The sequence below is a fragment of the Xanthomonas sp. LMG 12460 genome (assembly GCF_009192895.1).
Classification (GTDB): Bacteria; Pseudomonadota; Gammaproteobacteria; order Xanthomonadales; family Xanthomonadaceae; genus Xanthomonas_A; species Xanthomonas_A sontii.
On the sequence record NZ_NKUH01000005.1, the window covers coordinates 21,718 to 38,254 of the forward strand.

The following is a 16,537-nucleotide window of genomic DNA, read 5'->3' on the forward strand; positions in this document are numbered from 1 at the left end:
TTTTACATACTTGAAGCGTCATACTCAAGCCCGCATACAGCGGCGGTCACACCTGCCATACACACTGAATCGGTCAGAATGACCGCAGTCCCTACAGCCGCGACGCCATAGGAGTTCCGTGATGAGCGATTCCTTTTCCACCCGCGCCTCGCTCGAGGTCAACGGCCAACGCTACGCCTACTACAGCCTGCCCAAGCTTGCCGAGCGCTTCGATATCGCCCGCCTGCCCTACTCGCTGAAGATCCTGCTGGAAAACCTGTTGCGCCACGAAGACGGCGGCGTGACTGTAGGCAAGGACCACATCGAGGCGGTGGCCAAGTGGGATCCCAAGGCCGAACCCGACACCGAGATCGCCTTCATGCCGGCGCGCGTGGTGCTGCAGGACTTCACCGGCGTGCCCTGCGTGGTCGACCTGGCGGCGATGCGCGATGCGGTGGTCAAGCTCGGCGGACGCCCGGAGCAGATCAACCCGCTGATCCCCTCGGAACTGGTGATCGACCACTCGGTGCAGGTGGACGTGTTCGGCAAACCCGACGCGCTGGACCTCAACGGCAAGATCGAATTCCAGCGCAACAAGGAACGCTACGGCTTCCTGCGCTGGGGCCAGAAGGCCTTCGACAACTTCAAGGTGGTGCCGCCGAACACCGGCATCGTGCACCAGGTCAACCTGGAGCACCTGGCGCGGGTGGTGATGACCGGCGAGCGCGACGGCGAGGCGATCGCCTACCCGGACACCGTGTTCGGCACCGACAGCCACACCACCATGATCAACGGCATCGGCGTGCTCGGCTGGGGCGTGGGCGGCATCGAGGCGGAAGCGGCGATGCTCGGCCAGCCCTCGTCGATGCTGATCCCGCAGGTGGTGGGCTTCAAGCTCACCGGCAAGCTGCCCGAAGGCGCCACCGCCACCGACCTGGTGCTGACGGTGACGCAGATGCTGCGCAAGCACGGCGTGGTCGGCAAGTTCGTCGAGTTCTTCGGCGACGGCCTGCAGCACCTGCCGCTGGCCGACCGCGCCACCATCGGCAACATGGCGCCCGAGTACGGCGCCACCTGCGGCATCTTCCCGATCGACGCCGAATCGCTGACCTATCTGCGCCTGTCCGGGCGCAGCGAGGAGCAGATCGCGCTGGTCGAGGCCTACGCCAAGGCGCAGGGCCTGTGGCACGACGCCGACAGCGCGCATGCCGAGTACAGCGCGGTCCTGGAACTGGACGTGGGCGACGTCAAGCCGTCGCTGGCCGGTCCCAAGCGCCCGCAGGACCGGGTGCTGCTGGAAGACATGCAGCGCAACTACCGCGACAGCCTGGTGCCGTTCGCCGACGCGCGCGCCAAGCGCCGCAGCGATGCCGTGCAGGAAGACCGGCTCAAGAACGAAGGCGGGGGCGGCACTGCGGTCGGCGCCCAGGCGGCGCATGCGCAGGACGCCGAGGCCAGCGGCGCCGGCTGGCGCCTGCGCGACGGCGCGGTGGTGATCGCGGCGATCACCTCCTGCACCAACACCTCCAACCCGGCGGTGATGCTCGGCGCCGGCCTGCTCGCGCGCAATGCCGTGGCCAAGGGCCTGAAGGCGCAGCCGTGGGTCAAGACCTCGCTCGGGCCGGGTTCGCTGGTGGTCACCGACTACCTGAAGAAGGCCGGGGTCATGCGCGACCTGGAACAGCTCGGCTTCTACGTGGTCGGCTACGGCTGCACCACCTGCATCGGCAACTCCGGCCCGCTGCCCGAGGACGTCTCCGCGGCGATCGCCAAGGACGACCTGGTGGTGGCCTCGGTGCTGTCGGGCAACCGCAACTTCGAAGGCCGCGTGCATCCGGAAGTGAAGATGAACTACCTGGCCTCGCCGCCGCTGGTGGTCGCCTATGCCATCGCCGGCACCACCGACATCGACCTGACGCGCGACCCGCTCGGCACCGGCAGCGACGGCCAGCCGGTGTACCTGCGCGACATCTGGCCGAGCAACAAGGAGATCGGCGACACCATCGCCGCCACGGTCGGCCCGGAGATGTTCAAGCAGAACTACGCCGACGTGTTCAAGGGCGACAGCCGCTGGAACACCATCGCCTCGCCCGATGGCGAGCTGTACGCGTGGGATGGCGCCTCCACCTACATCAAGAACCCGCCCTACTTCGACGGCATGACCATGCAGGTCGGCCGCATCGAGGACGTGCACGGCGCGCGCGTGCTGGGCCTGTTCGGCGATTCGATCACCACCGACCACATCTCCCCGGCCGGCAACATCAAGAAGGACTCGCCGGCGGGCCGCTTCCTGCAGGAGCGCGGCGTGCAGCCGGCCGACTTCAACAGCTACGGCAGCCGCCGCGGCAACGACGACGTCATGGTCCGCGGCACCTTCGCCAACATCCGCATCAAGAACCTGATGTTCGGCGGCGAGGAAGGCGGCAACACCCTGTACCACCCGCCCGGTGGCGGCCAGCCGGAAAAGCTGGCGATCTACGACGCGGCGATGAAGTACAAGGCCGACGGCGTGCCGCTGGTGGTGATCGGCGGCAAGGAGTACGGCACCGGCTCCTCGCGCGACTGGGCAGCCAAGGGCACCAACCTGCTTGGAGTCAAGGCCGTGATCGCCGAGAGCTTCGAACGCATCCACCGCTCCAACCTGGTCGGCATGGGCGTGCTGCCGCTGCAGTTCCTGCAGGGCCAGAACGCGCAGTCGCTGGGCCTGGACGGCTCGGAGGTGTTCGAGATCACCGGCCTGCAGGACGGCGCCAGCAAGCGCGCCCAGGTCAGCGCGACCAAGGCCGACGGCGCCGTGCAGACGTTCGAGGTGGCGGTGATGCTGCTGACCCCCAAGGAAGTGGAGTACTTCCGCCACGGCGGCCTGCTGCAGTACGTACTGCGGCAGTTGGCCGCGCGCTGACCGACACTGCGCTTTCCGACAGCGGAAACCCGGCCCCCGCGCCTGCGCGGGGGCGCTGCCAGGGTCCGCGAATTGACGCTTGCATGCGCGCGCACGCAAGAGCAAAGGCTTTCGCCTTTCGGCGAGTTACTTTTCTTTGCTTGTGCAAAGAAAAGTAACCAAAAGAAAGCACACCCTGCCTCGCGCCCTCCGCGCTGCGCGCTCCGGGTCCGCGTCCAGCCCGGGGATCCGCGGAAGGGGCATCCTGCCCCTGCCGCGGACGGCGCACGTCCTTGTGCGCCGCCCCTTCGGGGTTTTTCCCCGAACTGGCCGCCGCTTCGGAAGGGAACCGGTAAAAGCAACAGCAACAGCAACAGCAGAGATGGTCTTCGGCACGCTTGCCCTCGCAACGCAAAACACGCTCGCCCGCGAGGCATCCACCCCACCCCTGTTCGCCTTTTCCCTACGGAACGGTATGCTGCCGTTGCCGGTTCTAGCGGATACTGTCCGTACAGAGCCCAACAATACGTTTCCTGGAGGGGGAATATGAGTCTGGATCGTCCGTGGTTGCAGAGTTATCCGGCCGGCGTTGGCGCCGACATCAACGTCGACGAGTACCGCTCCGTCGCCGCGGTGTTCGAAAGCTCCGTGGCCAAGTTCGGAGACCGCCCCGCCTACTGCAACTTCGGCAAGACCCTGACCTACCGCGAGGCCGGCGAACTGGCCCGGCAATTCGCCGGCTACCTGCTGGGCGAACTGCAGCTCAAGAAAGGCGACCGCGTCGCCCTGATGATGCCCAACTGCCTGCAGTACCCCATCGCCACCTTCGGCGTGCTGCTGGCCGGCATGACCGTGGTCAACGTCAATCCGCTGTACACCCCGCGCGAACTGCGCCACCAACTGATCGACTCCGGCGCCAGCGCCCTGGTGGTGATCGACAACTTCGGTACCACCGTGCAGGAAGTGCTCGCCGATACCCCCGTCAAACAGGTCATCACCACCGGCCTGGGCGACATGCTGGGCTTCCCCAAGGGCCCGCTGGTCAACTTCGTGCTGAAGTACGTCAAGAAGCTGGTGCCGGACTACGACATCCCCAACGCGATCCGCTTCCGCGACGCGCTGACCCTGGGCCGCCTGCACACGCTGCCTCAGATCGACATCGAACCGGACGACATCGCCTTCCTGCAGTACACCGGCGGCACCACCGGCGTGGCCAAGGGCGCGATGCTGACCCACCGCAACCTGGTCGCCAACATGCTGCAGGCCGGCGCCTGGATCTCGGCGACCGGCAAGCTGGAGGAAGGCAAGGAAGTCATCATCACCGCGCTTCCGCTGTACCACATCTTCGCGCTGACCGCGAACGGGCTGGTCTTCATGAAGCTCGGCGGGCTCAACCACCTGATCAGCAATCCGCGCGACATGCCGGGCTTCGTCAAGGAGCTGCAGAAGACCCGCTTCACCGCCTTCACCGGCGTCAACACCCTGTTCAACGGCCTGCTCAACACCCCCGGCTTCGACAAGGTGGATTTCTCCTCGCTGAAGTTCACCCTCGGCGGCGGCATGGCGGTGCAACGCGCGGTGGCCGAGCGCTGGAAGCAGGTCACCGGGGTCACTCTGGTCGAAGCCTACGGCCTCACCGAGACCTCGCCGGCGGCCTGCATCAACCCGCTGACCCTGACCGAATACAACGGCGCGATCGGCCTGCCGATCCCGTCCACCGACGCCTGCGTCAAGGACGACCAGGGCCAGGTCCTCGCCCATGGCGAGGTCGGCGAGCTGTGCATCCGCGGGCCGCAGGTGATGAAGGGCTATTGGCGCCGTCCGGAGGAAACCGCCAGCGCCATCGACGCCGACGGCTGGCTGCACACCGGCGACATGGCGCGGATGGATCCGCAGGGCTTCTTCTACATCGTGGACCGCAAGAAGGACATGATCCTGGTGTCCGGCTTCAACGTGTATCCGAACGAGGTCGAGGACGTCATCGCGATGATGCCCGGCGTGCTGGAAGTAGCCGCGGTCGGCGTGCCGGACGAAAAATCCGGCGAAGCGGTCAAGGTGGTCATCGTGAAGAAGGACCCCAACCTGACCGCCGACGAGGTGAAGGCGCACGCCCGCGCCAACCTCACCGGCTACAAGCATCCGCGCATCGTCGAGTTCCGCAAGGAGTTGCCCAAGACCAACGTAGGCAAGATCCTGCGGCGCGAACTGCGCGACGCGCCGCCGCAATAAGCATGTCCGACGGGCGCCCACGCGGCGCCCCTGCAGGCGCTGGCGGGGCGAGTTCCGGCCGCGGCACCCGGGTGTAGCATCCGCCGGGTGGAAACGCACTCGCCCGCTGCGCCACGCCATCTCCGCGGGCGTCTTTCCGAGAGCCCGCCATGAGCACGATCGACACGCTGCCCCGTACCCGCGCCTATTCTTCCCTCCGTGTCGAATCCGCACCGTCGGGAGGACAGCATTGGATCTACATGCACGCAAATGCACGCACTAAGCCGACGCGCGCCTGCTTCTCCTCGCAGTTGGTGCACGAGATCGTCAATTGTCAGAAAGAGCTCAAGGCACGCATCGAACAGGAAAACGCATTCCTCCCCCACATCGTCCTGGCCTCAGACGCCGATGTCTTCAATCTAGGCGGTGATCTCGAGCTGTTCGGCCACCTCATCGGGACAGGGGATCGCGGCGCATTGCTTCGCTACGCAAGGGAATGCGTCGTTGGCGTACATGCGTTCCATGCTGGATTGGCAGCGGGCGCTCACACGATTGCACTTGTCCAGGGAAATGCCCTTGGCGGTGGCTTCGAAGCCGCCTTGAGCTGCCACACGATCGTCGCGGAGCAAGGCGTGATGATGGGACTGCCCGAGGTCTTATTCGATCTATTCCCAGGCATGGGAGCTTACTCGTTCCTGTGTCAACGCATCAGTCCGCGCCATGCGGAAAAATTCATGCTTGAGGGAACACTGTACAGCGCCGAGCAGTTGTTGCAGATGGGACTGGTTGACGTGGTGGTTCCCACCGGCCAAGGCGCGAACGCGGTCGAGCAAATCATTCGCAATCATCGCCGCACGCCGCACGCCAGCGCGGCCTTGAACAAAGTCCGGCGACTCGTCAACAGCGTGTCCTTGGACGAGCTGATGGAAATCACAGAGATCTGGGTCGATACGGCGCTACAACTCGGAGAAAAGTCTTTGCGCACGATGAACAGGCTTGTCAGGGCGCAATCCCGGCGCTCTCACTACGTCGCGGCTTAAACGCCAGCGAAACGGCACATGACTGGCCCGACCTGTGCCAGTTTCATCAGCCAATTTCGCCGCCGCCTTCTTGCGCGGCGGCTTTGTTCGCACGCAACTCCAATGCCTCCCTCCCCTCGGTCAGACTCGCATTGAGGCCAACGAGACGTTGCCGCCATTCGCTGCTGATCTGCCAATCTGGCATCCGCATCAGTTCCCCGCCCAGGCTGGCCATCCTGAGCAATCCCAGATTGCTGGCAACGCCTTTGATCGCGTGCGCATGCTCGCGTATACGCTCCCAATTGCCTGCGTCGCCCGCGATCTGCATTCCTCCCAAGCAGCCTTCCGCATCGTTGAGGCATTGCGATATGAACTCCCTTTCAAACCCTTCCCCCATCCCCAAGCCAGCCAACTCGTCCAAGACAGACGAATCGAGCACTCCTTCCAGCACTACATGAGTGGCTTTAGGTAATGGCTCCAATGCACGCAACTTGCCGTTCATGGCGATCTCCGCCAAGGTATCCAAGAGGCGTCCAGCTACAACGGGCTTGGCGAGAAACGTGTGCGCCCCGGCCTGTTCGCAACGCTGAATGGAATCCGGGGTGACGTCGGCACTCAGCACGACGACGGGCGTACGCGGACCAATGGACTGCATGACTCGGAGTTCTTTGAGCATGTCCAATCCGCTCATTCCGGGCATGTGCAAATCAACGATCACCGCATCGAATTCAGATTCCGCAAGCACGTCGAGCACCGCCTCCGCGCCATCGACGCAGATGACCCGATGGCCCGACTTTTGCAACATTCTTTGCAGCACCATTCGGTTAGCCGCATGATCGTCTGCGACCAAGATACGCATGCTACGCACCCGAGCCCGATGGCGCAGGAACGGGTCCGAAAACGCGATGACATTTCCGTTCGGATCCTGCTGCTCTTGTAGCGGCGCGTCCTCTTGCACCATCGGCCTGACCGTGGGTGGCACCTCGCTCACTGTCAACGGCAATTCGAACCAAAAGCGGCTGCCGCCGGTAGGATTTTCCTGGTAACCGATCTCGCCCCCCATCGCCTCCACCAAGCCTTTGGCAATGGTCGTGCCGAGTCCAGTACCTTCATAGCGACGCGACAAGCCGACATCAGCCTGTTCAAAGGCTTCGAATAGGCGATGACGCATCTCTGGCGGCACGCCGATACCCGTATCGACGACATCGAACCCGAGCCTGATTTCGTGATCCTGCTGGCGCTGCACTGCATGAACCCGCAGTTCTACGCGACCAACCTCTGTAAATTTCACCGCATTTCCCGCAAGATTGAGCAGCACTTGGCGCAAATGCCCAACATCGCCGGACAAGACATCTGGCACATCTTCAGCGACATCCAAGTGATAAATTAGACCCTTGCCATATGCCTGCGGCTTCAGAATCAAGCCAATCCCATCGAGCAGCTCGCGCAACCGAAAATCGGACTTGTTGATGCGGATCTTGCCGGCCTCGATCGCTGAGATATCCAGCACCTCCTCTACCAGCGACAGCAAACTGCGGGCAGACGCTTGAATCGTGCTGACGCACTCCCGCTGCTCGGCATCCAGGTTGGTGGTCGCCAACACCTCGGTCATGCCGGACAGGCCATTGAGTGGGGTACGGAATTCGTGACTCATATTGGCAAGGAAGCGGCTTTTAGCGTCATTTGCACGACGCGCCTCACCGATAGCACCAGTCAACGCATTAAGCAAAGAATCGAAATACAACGGAATTGCACACAAGCCAACCCACAACCCCCAGGCAAGATACGAATTCCCTCTCCAGAAAGGCGAAATCATCACCACGCACAGGAAGGAGACGCACGCCATCGTTGTCGCGATACGCAGATAGCGACTGCCGTAGCGCAGTCCGTTGCCAATAGAGACCCACAAGTAAACCGCATATAGCGGCGAGGCCGGCTCGCCCTGGATACACATGATCGCGCCGATGCAGGCGTAATCGGTCAGCATCCCGATCCACCGCCGCACATGCGAAACGCCTGGACGTAGCAAAATCGCTACGAACAGCACTGTCGCGACAAAAAGTTCAAAAAGCAGAATCAGCCAAGTGGCCGGCAATGTATTGACCACGCCTTCATGAAAATACCGCCATCCCATGTATGTGGAAAACAGCGCCGTAATCACCATCCGAATCAAATTCTGAGCGTGCTCGCTGTCGGGACGACGCTCCAGAAAGGCAACCAGTCGATGAAATGAAGATTTCATTTCACACTCCTGGTCGCGCCGAGGCGGTGGAGAATTTCTCGCAGATTACCTGCAACTGCTCGCGGCCGCGGAACAGCGCGTCCACGCAGCGCGGGTCGAACAGGCGGCCGCGCTGGGCGTAGAGATAGGCCAGCGTCGCATCCATGGTCCAGGCTTCCTTGTAGGGGCGCGGCGAGATCAGCGCGTCGAACACGTCGGCGACCGCCACTATCCGCGCTTCCAGCGGAATCGCCTCGCCGACCAGGCCGTCCGGGTAGCCGCTGCCGTCGTAGCGCTCATGGTGGCGCAGGGCGATCAGCGCGCCGACCTGGATGAAACGGTTCTGGCTGCCGCTGAGCAGTTCGTAGCCGATGCGCGGGTGCATGCGCATCACCGCCATCTCGTCCTCGTTGAGCTTGCCCGGCTTGAGCAGCACCGCGTCGGGAATGGCGATCTTGCCCATGTCGTGCAGGCTCGCGGCCATCTCGATGACTCGCACCTCGTCCTCGGACAGGCCCAGTTGCTCGGCGATCAGCCCGGCCACGTGCGCCATGCGTTCCAGGTAGGCGCTGGTACCGACGTCGCGGTACTCGATGGCCCGCGCCAGCCGCGACAGGGTCTCGCGCTCGCGTTCCTCGACCTCGCGCATGCTGGCCAGCAGGCGCTGCTCCAGCGACATCGCGCGCTGCTTGATGTTCTCGCTCTGCAGCCGCAGCTGCAGCAGGTTGTGGCAACGCGCGCGCAGCTCGCGCGGGCGGATCGGCTTGACCAGGAAGTCGATCACCCCCGCTTCCAGCGCCGCCTGGCGGATCGGCTCGTCGCCGACCACGGTGATCAGGATGATCGGGATGTCGCGGTGCTTGGGCAGCCGGCGCAGGCGCCGCGCGAACTCCAGCCCGTCCATGCCCGGCATGCGGTAGTCGAGCAGCAACAGGTCGACCTTGCCGGCCTCGCACCAGGCCAGCGCGGCCTGCGAGTCGCCGAAGTCGCGCACGGTCAGTTCCGGGGCGATGTCCTCGATGACATGCCGCAGCATCGTGCGCGCGGAGGTCTGATCGTCGACGATGACGATGTTCAAACGATTGTCGCTTCCGTCCGCCCAGTGGAGACGGTCCCCGTTCGAGGACGCGCCGGAGAGGCTCATGCTGGCATCATGCATCTGCAATCCTCCGCCCGTCGCATCTGCGCGGGCTGCTGAGACGACAACGGGAACGCGCCGACGCTGACTCACCCCGGCCCGTCCACCTCACTTCCTTTTGCGTGCAACGCCTGGTGCAAGAACCGCGCCACCTCGTCCGCGGCTAGGTTAAGCCTCCGGACGCATGTACGGAAACAGCAGCACGTCACGAATCGAGCTGCTGCCGGTGAGCAACATTACCAGTCGGTCGATGCCGATGCCCAGGCCGCCGGTCGGCGGCAGCCCGACTTCCAGCGCCCGGATGTAGTCGGCGTCGAAGTGCATGGCCTCGTCGTCCCCCCCGTCCTTCGCCGCGACCTGAGCCTGGAACCGCGCCGCCTGGTCTTCCGGGTCGTTGAGCTCGGAGAAGCCGTTGGCGATTTCCTTGCCGTTGATGAACAGCTCGAAGCGGTCGGTGTAGCCCGGCTCGGTGTCGCTGGAGCGGGCCAGCGGCGACACCTCGACCGGGTGGTCGGTGATGAAGGTCGGCTGGATCAGGGTGTGCTCGACCGTGGCCTCGAAGATCTCCAGCAGCAGCTTGCCCCAGCCGTAGGACGGCTTGGTGCGGATCTTCAGCCGCTCGCAGTGGCGCAGCAGGGCCTCGCGGTCGGTGCAGTCGGCGGCGCTGATCTCCGGGTTGTGGTGGCGCACCGCCTCGTCCATGCGCCAGCGGCGGAACGCCGGCGCCAGGTCGATGTCGGCGCCGTCCCAGTGCACCTGGGTGGTGCCCAGCACCTCGCGGGCGACGTCGCGGATGACGTTCTCGGTCAGGTCCATCACCTCGTGGTACGTGGCGTAGGCCTCGTACAGCTCCATCATGGTGAATTCCGGATTGTGCCGGGTGCTGACGCCTTCGTTGCGGAAATTGCGGTTGATTTCGTAGACCCGTTCCAGGCCGCCGACCACCAGGCGCTTCAGGTACAGCTCCGGGGCCACCCGCAGGTACAGGTCCAGGTCCAGGGCGTTGTGGTGAGTGGTGAACGGCTTGGCCGTGGCGCCGCCGGGGATGTAATGCATCATCGGCGTCTCCACTTCCAGGAAGCGGCGCGCGTCCAGCCAGGCGCGCATGGCGCGGATGATCTTGGAGCGCTTGACGAACACCTCGCGCGCCTCCGGCGACACGATCAGGTCGACGTAGCGCTGGCGGTAGCGCTGCTCCACGTCCGACAGGCCGTGCCACTTGTCCGGCAGCGGCCGCAGCGCCTTGGTCAGCAGCCGCAGGCCGGTGGTCTTGACCGACAGCTCGCCGGTCTTGGTGCGGGTCAGCCCGCCTTCCACGCCGATGATGTCGCCGATGTCCCAGCCCTTGAAGGCGTCGTAGGCCTCGCCCAGGGCGTTGGCCTGCAGGAACAGCTGGATGCGCCCGGACTCGTCCTGCAGTTGCACGAAGCTGGCCTTGCCCATCACCCGCTTGGCCAGCAGGCGCCCGGCCAGGCGCAGGCTGCGGCCCTGGGCCTCCAGCGCCTCGGCGGTCCAGCGCTCGGTGTCGGCGAACTCGGCCTGCAGATCGCCGGCGAAGTCGCTGCGGCGGAAATCGTTCGGATAGGCCACGCCCTGCGCGCGCAGCGCGGCGAGTTTGGCGCGCCGTTCGGCGATGAGGCTGTTCTCGTCGACGGGAAGGGACGGCGCGGGGGTCTGCTCGGTCATGGGATGGGGGATGCGTGAGGAAGGGAAAGAATGCACCAGCCGGCGGGCCGTGTGCCGCCGCACGGCCTCCGTCGCCAGGACGGAGGCCGCCGGTTCAGGCGTCGCTGCGTTTCGCGCCGGCTTCCAGGCCGGACTTGAGGCTGGCCTCGACGAACTCGTCCAGGTCGCCGTCGAGCACCTTCTGGGTGTCCGAGCGCTCCACGCCGGTGCGCAGGTCCTTGATCCGGCTCTGGTCGAGCACGTAGTTGCGGATCTGGCTGCCCCAGCCGATGTCGGACTTGGTCGCCTCCACCGCATCGCGTTCGGCGTTGCGCTTCTGGATCTCCAGCTCGTACAGCTTGGCGGCCAGCATCTTCATCGCATTGTCGCGGTTCTGGTGCTGGCTGCGCCCGGTCTGGCAGGCCACCACGATGCCGGTGGGCACGTGGGTGATGCGCACCGCCGACTCGGTCTTGTTGACGTGCTGGCCGCCCGCGCCGGAGGACCGGTACACGTCGGTCTTCAGATCGGCCGGATTGATGTCGATGTCGATGTTGTCGTCCACTTCCGGCGACACGAACACCGAGGTGAAGCTGGTATGGCGGCGGTTGTCCGAGTCGAACGGCGACTTGCGCACCAGCCGGTGCACGCCGGTCTCGGTCTTCAGCCAGCCGTAGGCGAAGTCGCCCTCCACGCGCAGCGTGGCGGACTTGATGCCAGCCACTTCGCCGCCGGAGACTTCCATCAGCTCAGTCTTCCAGCCGCGCGACTCGCACCAGCGCAGGTACATGCGCAGCAGGATCTCGGCCCAGTCCTGGGCCTCGGTGCCGCCGGCGCCGGCCTGGATGTCGACGAAGGCGTTGCTGGCGTCCATCTGCCCGGAGAACATGCGCTGGAACTCCAGCTTCTCCACCTGCGCCTGGAAGCGGTCGACGTCGGCCAGCACCGCCTGCGCGGTGGCCTCGTCGTTCTCGCTCTCGGCCAGTTCCAGGAATTCCAGCGATTCGTTCAGGCCATCGAGCACGCTGGCGATGCCGCCGACGGTCTTCTCCAGGCTGGCGCGTTCACGGCCCAGGCCCTGGGCGCGCTCGGGGTCGTTCCAGACGTCGGGGCTTTCCAGCTCCCGGGTGACTTCCTCTAGACGCTCCTTCTTGGCGTCGTAGTCAAAGAAACCCCCGTAGCGACAGCACCCGATCGGACAGATCGGCGATGCGGTGGCGAATCGGATTGAGTTCGATCATTGCGGCGTTTCCGGCAGACAAGAGCGCGATTCTAGCAATTCCGGCCGCCGCGCCACAGCGCCGCCGGACTACTCGACGGTCGCCGCCTCGCCCTCCCCGGCCGCCACGCGCAGCGCGGCGCGGTAGCGGCGGCTGCACGGCACCTGGCTACCGTCGCGCAGGTGCACCCGCGCCTCGCCCGCCTCCAGCGGCTCGATCGAGACCACGCTGGCCAGGTTGACGATGTAGCTGCGGTGGATGCGCACGAACCGCGCCGGGTCCAGCCGCGCCTCGATCGCGGCCATGGTGCTGCGCAGCGGGTAGTCGTGGCCGCGCACGCGCAGGTTGACGTAGTTGCCGGCGGCCTGCAGCCACTCGATGTCGGCCGCGGCGACCAGGAAATCGCGGCCCAGCTTGCGCACCAGGAAGCGCTCCGGCCGTTCCAGCGAGCCCACCGGCGGGCCGGCGTCGGGCGCGCCGAGCAGCGCCGCCTCGCCCTGCCAGCGCCGCAACAGGAACCGGTACATCTCCACGCACAGCGCGATCGAGGCCAGGCTGCGCACGTCCTTGAGGTATTCGTAGGCCAGCCCCTGCGGCCACGGCCCGAAGTCGTACTGCTGGCCCTGCAGGCGGTAGACCAGGCTGCGCAGGGCGACCATGCCCACCACGTGCAGCACCGACAATGCCACGCTGCCCAGCAGGTAGCCCGGCAGCCGGCGCCGCCAGGTGTCCCAGTGCAGCGGGTAGCGCCGGGTCAGCAGCACCACCAACGGCACGATCAGCAGGAACATCAGTTGGCTGGACCACTCCCAGACCACCGGCTCCCATGCGGCGAAATGCAGCCCGGTGTTGCGGATGTCGATCAGCACCGTGACGCTGTTGGCGATGGCGTTGATCAGGGTGAGCGCGACCCAGAAGCCGATTTCGAAGCTGCGGCGCCAGGGCTGGAAACGGGAATAGGCGCTGGCGCCGGACGGATCGGACATGGTCGAAGTGTAGCGCGCCGGCATGACCGCGCCGGCGCGCCATGGGCGGATCAGCGCACGTCGAACTCGCCGACCAGCACCGTCTCCTTGCGCTCGGTCAGGCGCAGCGTCACCTGCTGGTCGCGCTGCGCGGCCGTACCCCAGCCCGTGCTCAGTTGCAGATGCAAGGTGGTGGCACCGGTGACCAGCGGCTGGCGCTCGCCGAAGAAGTTCGCTTCCACCTTGTACTTGCCGGGCTTGGCGGTGCGCAGCGAGAACTCCTCCGGCCCGTAGCCGCCGGTGAAGTCCGGCGACAGCTGGCCGCCCTGGTAGGTCGCGCGGTTTCCGTAAAAGCAGCGCTCGCCATTGGGGTCGGTCACCCACAGGTCCATGTCGCTGTTGTCGCTGTCCCAGTTCAGCACCACGCGCAGGTCCAGCGGCAGATTGCGCAGCAGCCGTGGGTCGACGAAGCCGGTGTCCAGCGGCCGCGGCGCCCGCGCCACGATCGCGTTCAGTTCGTTGAGCGCGATCATGCTCACCCCGTCGAAGCGCGCGTCCCAGTCGCGCACCACCACCTCATACAGCTGCGCGATCGCCGCCTGCGCGTCGCCGCGCGCGGCATAGGCAAGGCCCAGGTCGCGGAAACTCTGCGGCTCCTCTTCGCCCAGCCGCAGCACCTGCTCGAACACCGGCACCGCCAGGTCGGCGCGACCGGCCTGCAGCAGCCGGTAGCCGAGCACGCGCAGCACGTGGCGATTTTCCAGTTGCAGCTCTGCCAGGTTGGAGAGCACCCGCAGGGCCAGGTCGCGCTGGCCGCGCTCGAACAGCACATCGGCCACATCCAGGTAGAACGCCACGCTGTCGGCGTGCGCCGCGCGTTCGCTCAGGTACAGCGGATACACCGCGTCCGCTGCGGCCGCACGCAGGCGCCGCGCATACGGTGAATCCGGCTGCCAGGGCTGCACGGCCAGGGAGATCGTGGCCGGAGCCGCCACACGCTCGCGCGCAGTCGCCGACGCGGCCGCGTCGCTGGGCGCGCCGGACGAACCGCCGACGATGTCCAGTTCCAGCGGCGCGAGTGCAGGCGCGGCAGCGGGCATCGGCGCAGGCGCTGCGAGGGCCATGGACCGTTGCGGGCCCGACGGGGTCTGCATGCGCTGGTCGGCAGTGTCAGCGGCGGCGATCGCCACTGGCGGCGCGTCCTTGGGAAAGCGCCGCTGCCACCAGGCGACACGCTGCGCGAACGCTTCGGCGATCGCGTCGATGCGTCGCTTGCGCGTGTCGTCCTGCAGCTTCTGCTGCCGCACCTGCGCACCCGCCACCGCCGCACGCAGCGCCGTGGGCGCCGGGATGCCATAGCGGGCGTAGTCGTCGGCATTCTCCAGCACCAGCAACGAAGTGTCGGCGCTGACCAGCCCGAAGCGCGTCGCCAGCGCCTGGCGGCGCGCGGCCGATCCCTGCGGATCGGCGGACAGGTTGCGCAACATCGCCCGTGCCCAGGCGCCCGGCACCAGGTCGCCTGGAACTTCCTCCGCCTCGCGCAACGGCAAACTCAGGCGTCGGGTGCTGGCGGCGGTGGCGATCTCCAGGTGCAGCGTCGCATCGGCGCCGAGCAGGCGCCCGGCGATGCGCAGGTAACCATCGTCGGCGTCGCGCGAATCGGCGACCAGATCGGCGACCTGGCTACCGTCCAGCGCGACCAGTTCGCCGCCACGCCGCAACAGCCGCTCGCTGGCCAGTTGCACGCCCGGCAGGCCCTGCAATGCGATCGCGCGTCCGCCGCGCGCTTCCGCGATCGCCGCCAGGCGCGCGGCATCGGCGTGCACGCCGGCCGAGTCGATCGCATACAGGCGCTGCCCCGGCGCCAGCGTCGGCATGGTCTGCGCGCCGTAGTTGCCCAGGCCATCGCTGAACAACAGATACTCCTGCACGTGCGCCGCCGGTTGCCAGGCGCCCAGCGCACTGGCGCCGTCGGGCTGCTCGGCCTGCAACGCCGCCTTCAGGGCGCTCCAGTCGCCGTTGCGCACCTGGAATCTGCGCGGCGCCGCGGCACGGTCGCGCAGCACGATCAGATCGACCTGGGCGGTGCCGACCGCGGCGAAATAGCGCTGCAGCAAGGCCAGTTCGGCCGGAATGTCGCGCTGCCGTGCCGAACCGGACGCATCCCAGAGCAGGCCGATGCGTTGTGGCAGCGGGCGCGGGCCATGCAGGTCGGCGATCGGCACCAGCGCCTGGAAGTAGCGCTGGCCATCGTGGAGACCGGTCGCCACGCGCGGCGTGGCGCTTGCGCGCAGCGACAGCACCAGCTCCGACGGCAACTGCGCCGGGCTGCCGGACCAGGATGCGGCGTAGCCACCGTCCGCCGTCGGCAGCAGCCGCATGCGGGGCGTCGCCGCGCGTTCATCAGGCGCGGCCTGGGTACTCAGCGCGACCTGCAGCGACCGCGCGCCGACCGCATACGTCAGCGGCAAGCGCCATTGCCAGCCGGCGGCGGTGCGCTGTAGCGATTCGCGATAGACCAGGCGCACATGGCGGCTGCCATGCGCCGGCAGCGGGTAGACGCGCAGCCGGAACTGGTTGCCGGCGGTCTGCTCGAGCAGGCCCGGATCCACGCCGCGCCGCTCGACCGCTTCGAACACCTGGCGCCCGCGCGCCTTGGGCACCGGCACCGCGTCGCGCATCTGCCCGTCGACGTCCAGGGCGAAACCGCTGAGTTGCTGCCCCGCGCGTAGCGGGAACGTCAGCTGCCCTTCCAGCACGCGCGCGTTGGGATTGAAGAACTCCAGCTCCACCGTGGTTTCGGCCAGGCCAGCGGCGGCATGCGTACGCACGGTCGCCGAGCGCAGCTCGACCGGACGTTCGCCGGCGTCGGTGTGCAGCAACGGCGCGACCAATTGCCGCTGCGGCGCGGACTGCGCCCCGGCCGGGACCGCGGCGAGTAACGACAACGAAAGCAACAACACGTACACGCTTCTGCGCATGGTGGACGGCATGGATCGCTCCTTGCTGGGACGGTATGGCTTGAACGTCCGCCGTGACGCGATGGGGTTGCCTGTGTGCGTCCAGACCTCAGGCGACGCGCAGCCCCTCTCCCATCGGGAGAGGGGTTGGGGTGAGGGTGCGGCGCAAGGCGCGGCGCTTTGGCGATGCGAGGCTGCGCCCGTACCCTCATCCGCCCCTGCGGGGCACCTTCTCCCGGGGGGAGAAGGAACAGCGAAGCCCCTCCTCCCATCGGGGCGGG

General features: G+C 66.5%; 9 protein-coding genes. 3 read left to right on the forward strand and 6 right to left on the reverse strand.

The features are described 5' to 3' along the window. Nucleotides 1-121: 121 nt before the first annotated feature. From acnA to CEK66_RS01290, 3 genes are all read left to right on the forward strand, one after another. Nucleotides 122-2,881, forward strand: a complete 2,760-nt coding sequence (gene acnA, locus CEK66_RS01275) for an aconitate hydratase AcnA (protein WP_152235687.1) — start codon at nt 122-124, stop codon at nt 2,879-2,881. A 525-nt stretch (nt 2,882-3,406) separates the two neighbouring features. Next, nucleotides 3,407-5,089, forward strand: a complete 1,683-nt coding sequence (locus tag CEK66_RS01285; RefSeq protein ID WP_152235688.1) for a long-chain fatty acid--CoA ligase — start codon at nt 3,407-3,409, stop codon at nt 5,087-5,089. 149 nt (nt 5,090-5,238) lie between these two features. After that, complete coding sequence (locus CEK66_RS01290) at nt 5,239-6,108, forward strand: crotonase/enoyl-CoA hydratase family protein (RefSeq protein WP_152235689.1); 870 nt, start codon at nt 5,239-5,241, stop codon at nt 6,106-6,108. 46 nt (nt 6,109-6,154) lie between these two features. Here CEK66_RS01290 and CEK66_RS01295 read toward each other — a convergent pair whose 3' ends face one another. From CEK66_RS01295 to CEK66_RS01320, 6 genes are all read right to left on the reverse strand, one after another. Further along, complete coding sequence (locus CEK66_RS01295) at nt 6,155-8,329, reverse strand: ATP-binding protein (RefSeq protein WP_152235690.1); 2,175 nt, start codon at nt 8,327-8,329, stop codon at nt 6,155-6,157. Between the two features lies 1 nt (nt 8,330). Then, nucleotides 8,331-9,467: a two-component system response regulator gene (locus tag CEK66_RS01300; protein ID WP_043086876.1), complete on the reverse strand. Its 1,137-nt coding sequence runs from the start codon at nt 9,465-9,467 to the stop codon at nt 8,331-8,333. A 147-nt stretch (nt 9,468-9,614) separates the two neighbouring features. After that, nucleotides 9,615-11,132, reverse strand: coding sequence for a lysine--tRNA ligase (gene lysS / locus CEK66_RS01305; RefSeq protein ID WP_152235691.1), 1,518 nt, complete (start codon nt 11,130-11,132; stop codon nt 9,615-9,617). A 94-nt stretch (nt 11,133-11,226) separates the two neighbouring features. Further along, nucleotides 11,227-12,352, reverse strand: a protein-coding gene (gene prfB / locus CEK66_RS01310; protein ID WP_100224025.1) for a peptide chain release factor 2 whose coding sequence is annotated in 2 segments (ribosomal slippage) — nt 11,227-12,276 and nt 12,278-12,352 — 1,125 coding nt in all. Because the reading frame shifts where the segments join, the coding sequence is not laid out codon by codon here. Between the two features lie 68 nt (nt 12,353-12,420). Further along, complete coding sequence (locus CEK66_RS01315) at nt 12,421-13,317, reverse strand: LytTR family DNA-binding domain-containing protein (RefSeq protein ID WP_170268148.1); 897 nt, start codon at nt 13,315-13,317, stop codon at nt 12,421-12,423. A gap of 50 nt (nt 13,318-13,367) precedes the next feature. Continuing rightward, nucleotides 13,368-16,289, reverse strand: coding sequence for a VIT domain-containing protein (locus CEK66_RS01320; protein WP_226978455.1), 2,922 nt, complete (start codon nt 16,287-16,289; stop codon nt 13,368-13,370). Nucleotides 16,290-16,537 lie beyond the last annotated feature (248 nt).

What these genes read in the sequence shown, in the direction of transcription:
- acnA (WP_152235687.1), top strand. Translation starts at nt 122, where the DNA reads ATGAGCGATTCCTTTTCCACCCGCGCCTCGCTCGAGGTCAACGGCCAA.
- CEK66_RS01285 (WP_152235688.1), top strand. Translation starts at nt 3,407, where the DNA reads ATGAGTCTGGATCGTCCGTGGTTGCAGAGTTATCCGGCCGGCGTTGGC.
- CEK66_RS01290 (WP_152235689.1), top strand. Translation starts at nt 5,239, where the DNA reads ATGAGCACGATCGACACGCTGCCCCGTACCCGCGCCTATTCTTCCCTC.
- CEK66_RS01295 (WP_152235690.1), bottom strand. Translation starts at nt 8,329, where the DNA reads ATGAAATCTTCATTTCATCGACTGGTTGCCTTTCTGGAGCGTCGTCCC.
- CEK66_RS01300 (WP_043086876.1), bottom strand. Translation starts at nt 9,467, where the DNA reads ATGCATGATGCCAGCATGAGCCTCTCCGGCGCGTCCTCGAACGGGGAC.
- lysS (WP_152235691.1), bottom strand. Translation starts at nt 11,132, where the DNA reads ATGACCGAGCAGACCCCCGCGCCGTCCCTTCCCGTCGACGAGAACAGC.
- CEK66_RS01315 (WP_170268148.1), bottom strand. Translation starts at nt 13,317, where the DNA reads ATGTCCGATCCGTCCGGCGCCAGCGCCTATTCCCGTTTCCAGCCCTGG.
- CEK66_RS01320 (WP_226978455.1), bottom strand. Translation starts at nt 16,289, where the DNA reads ATGCCGTCCACCATGCGCAGAAGCGTGTACGTGTTGTTGCTTTCGTTG.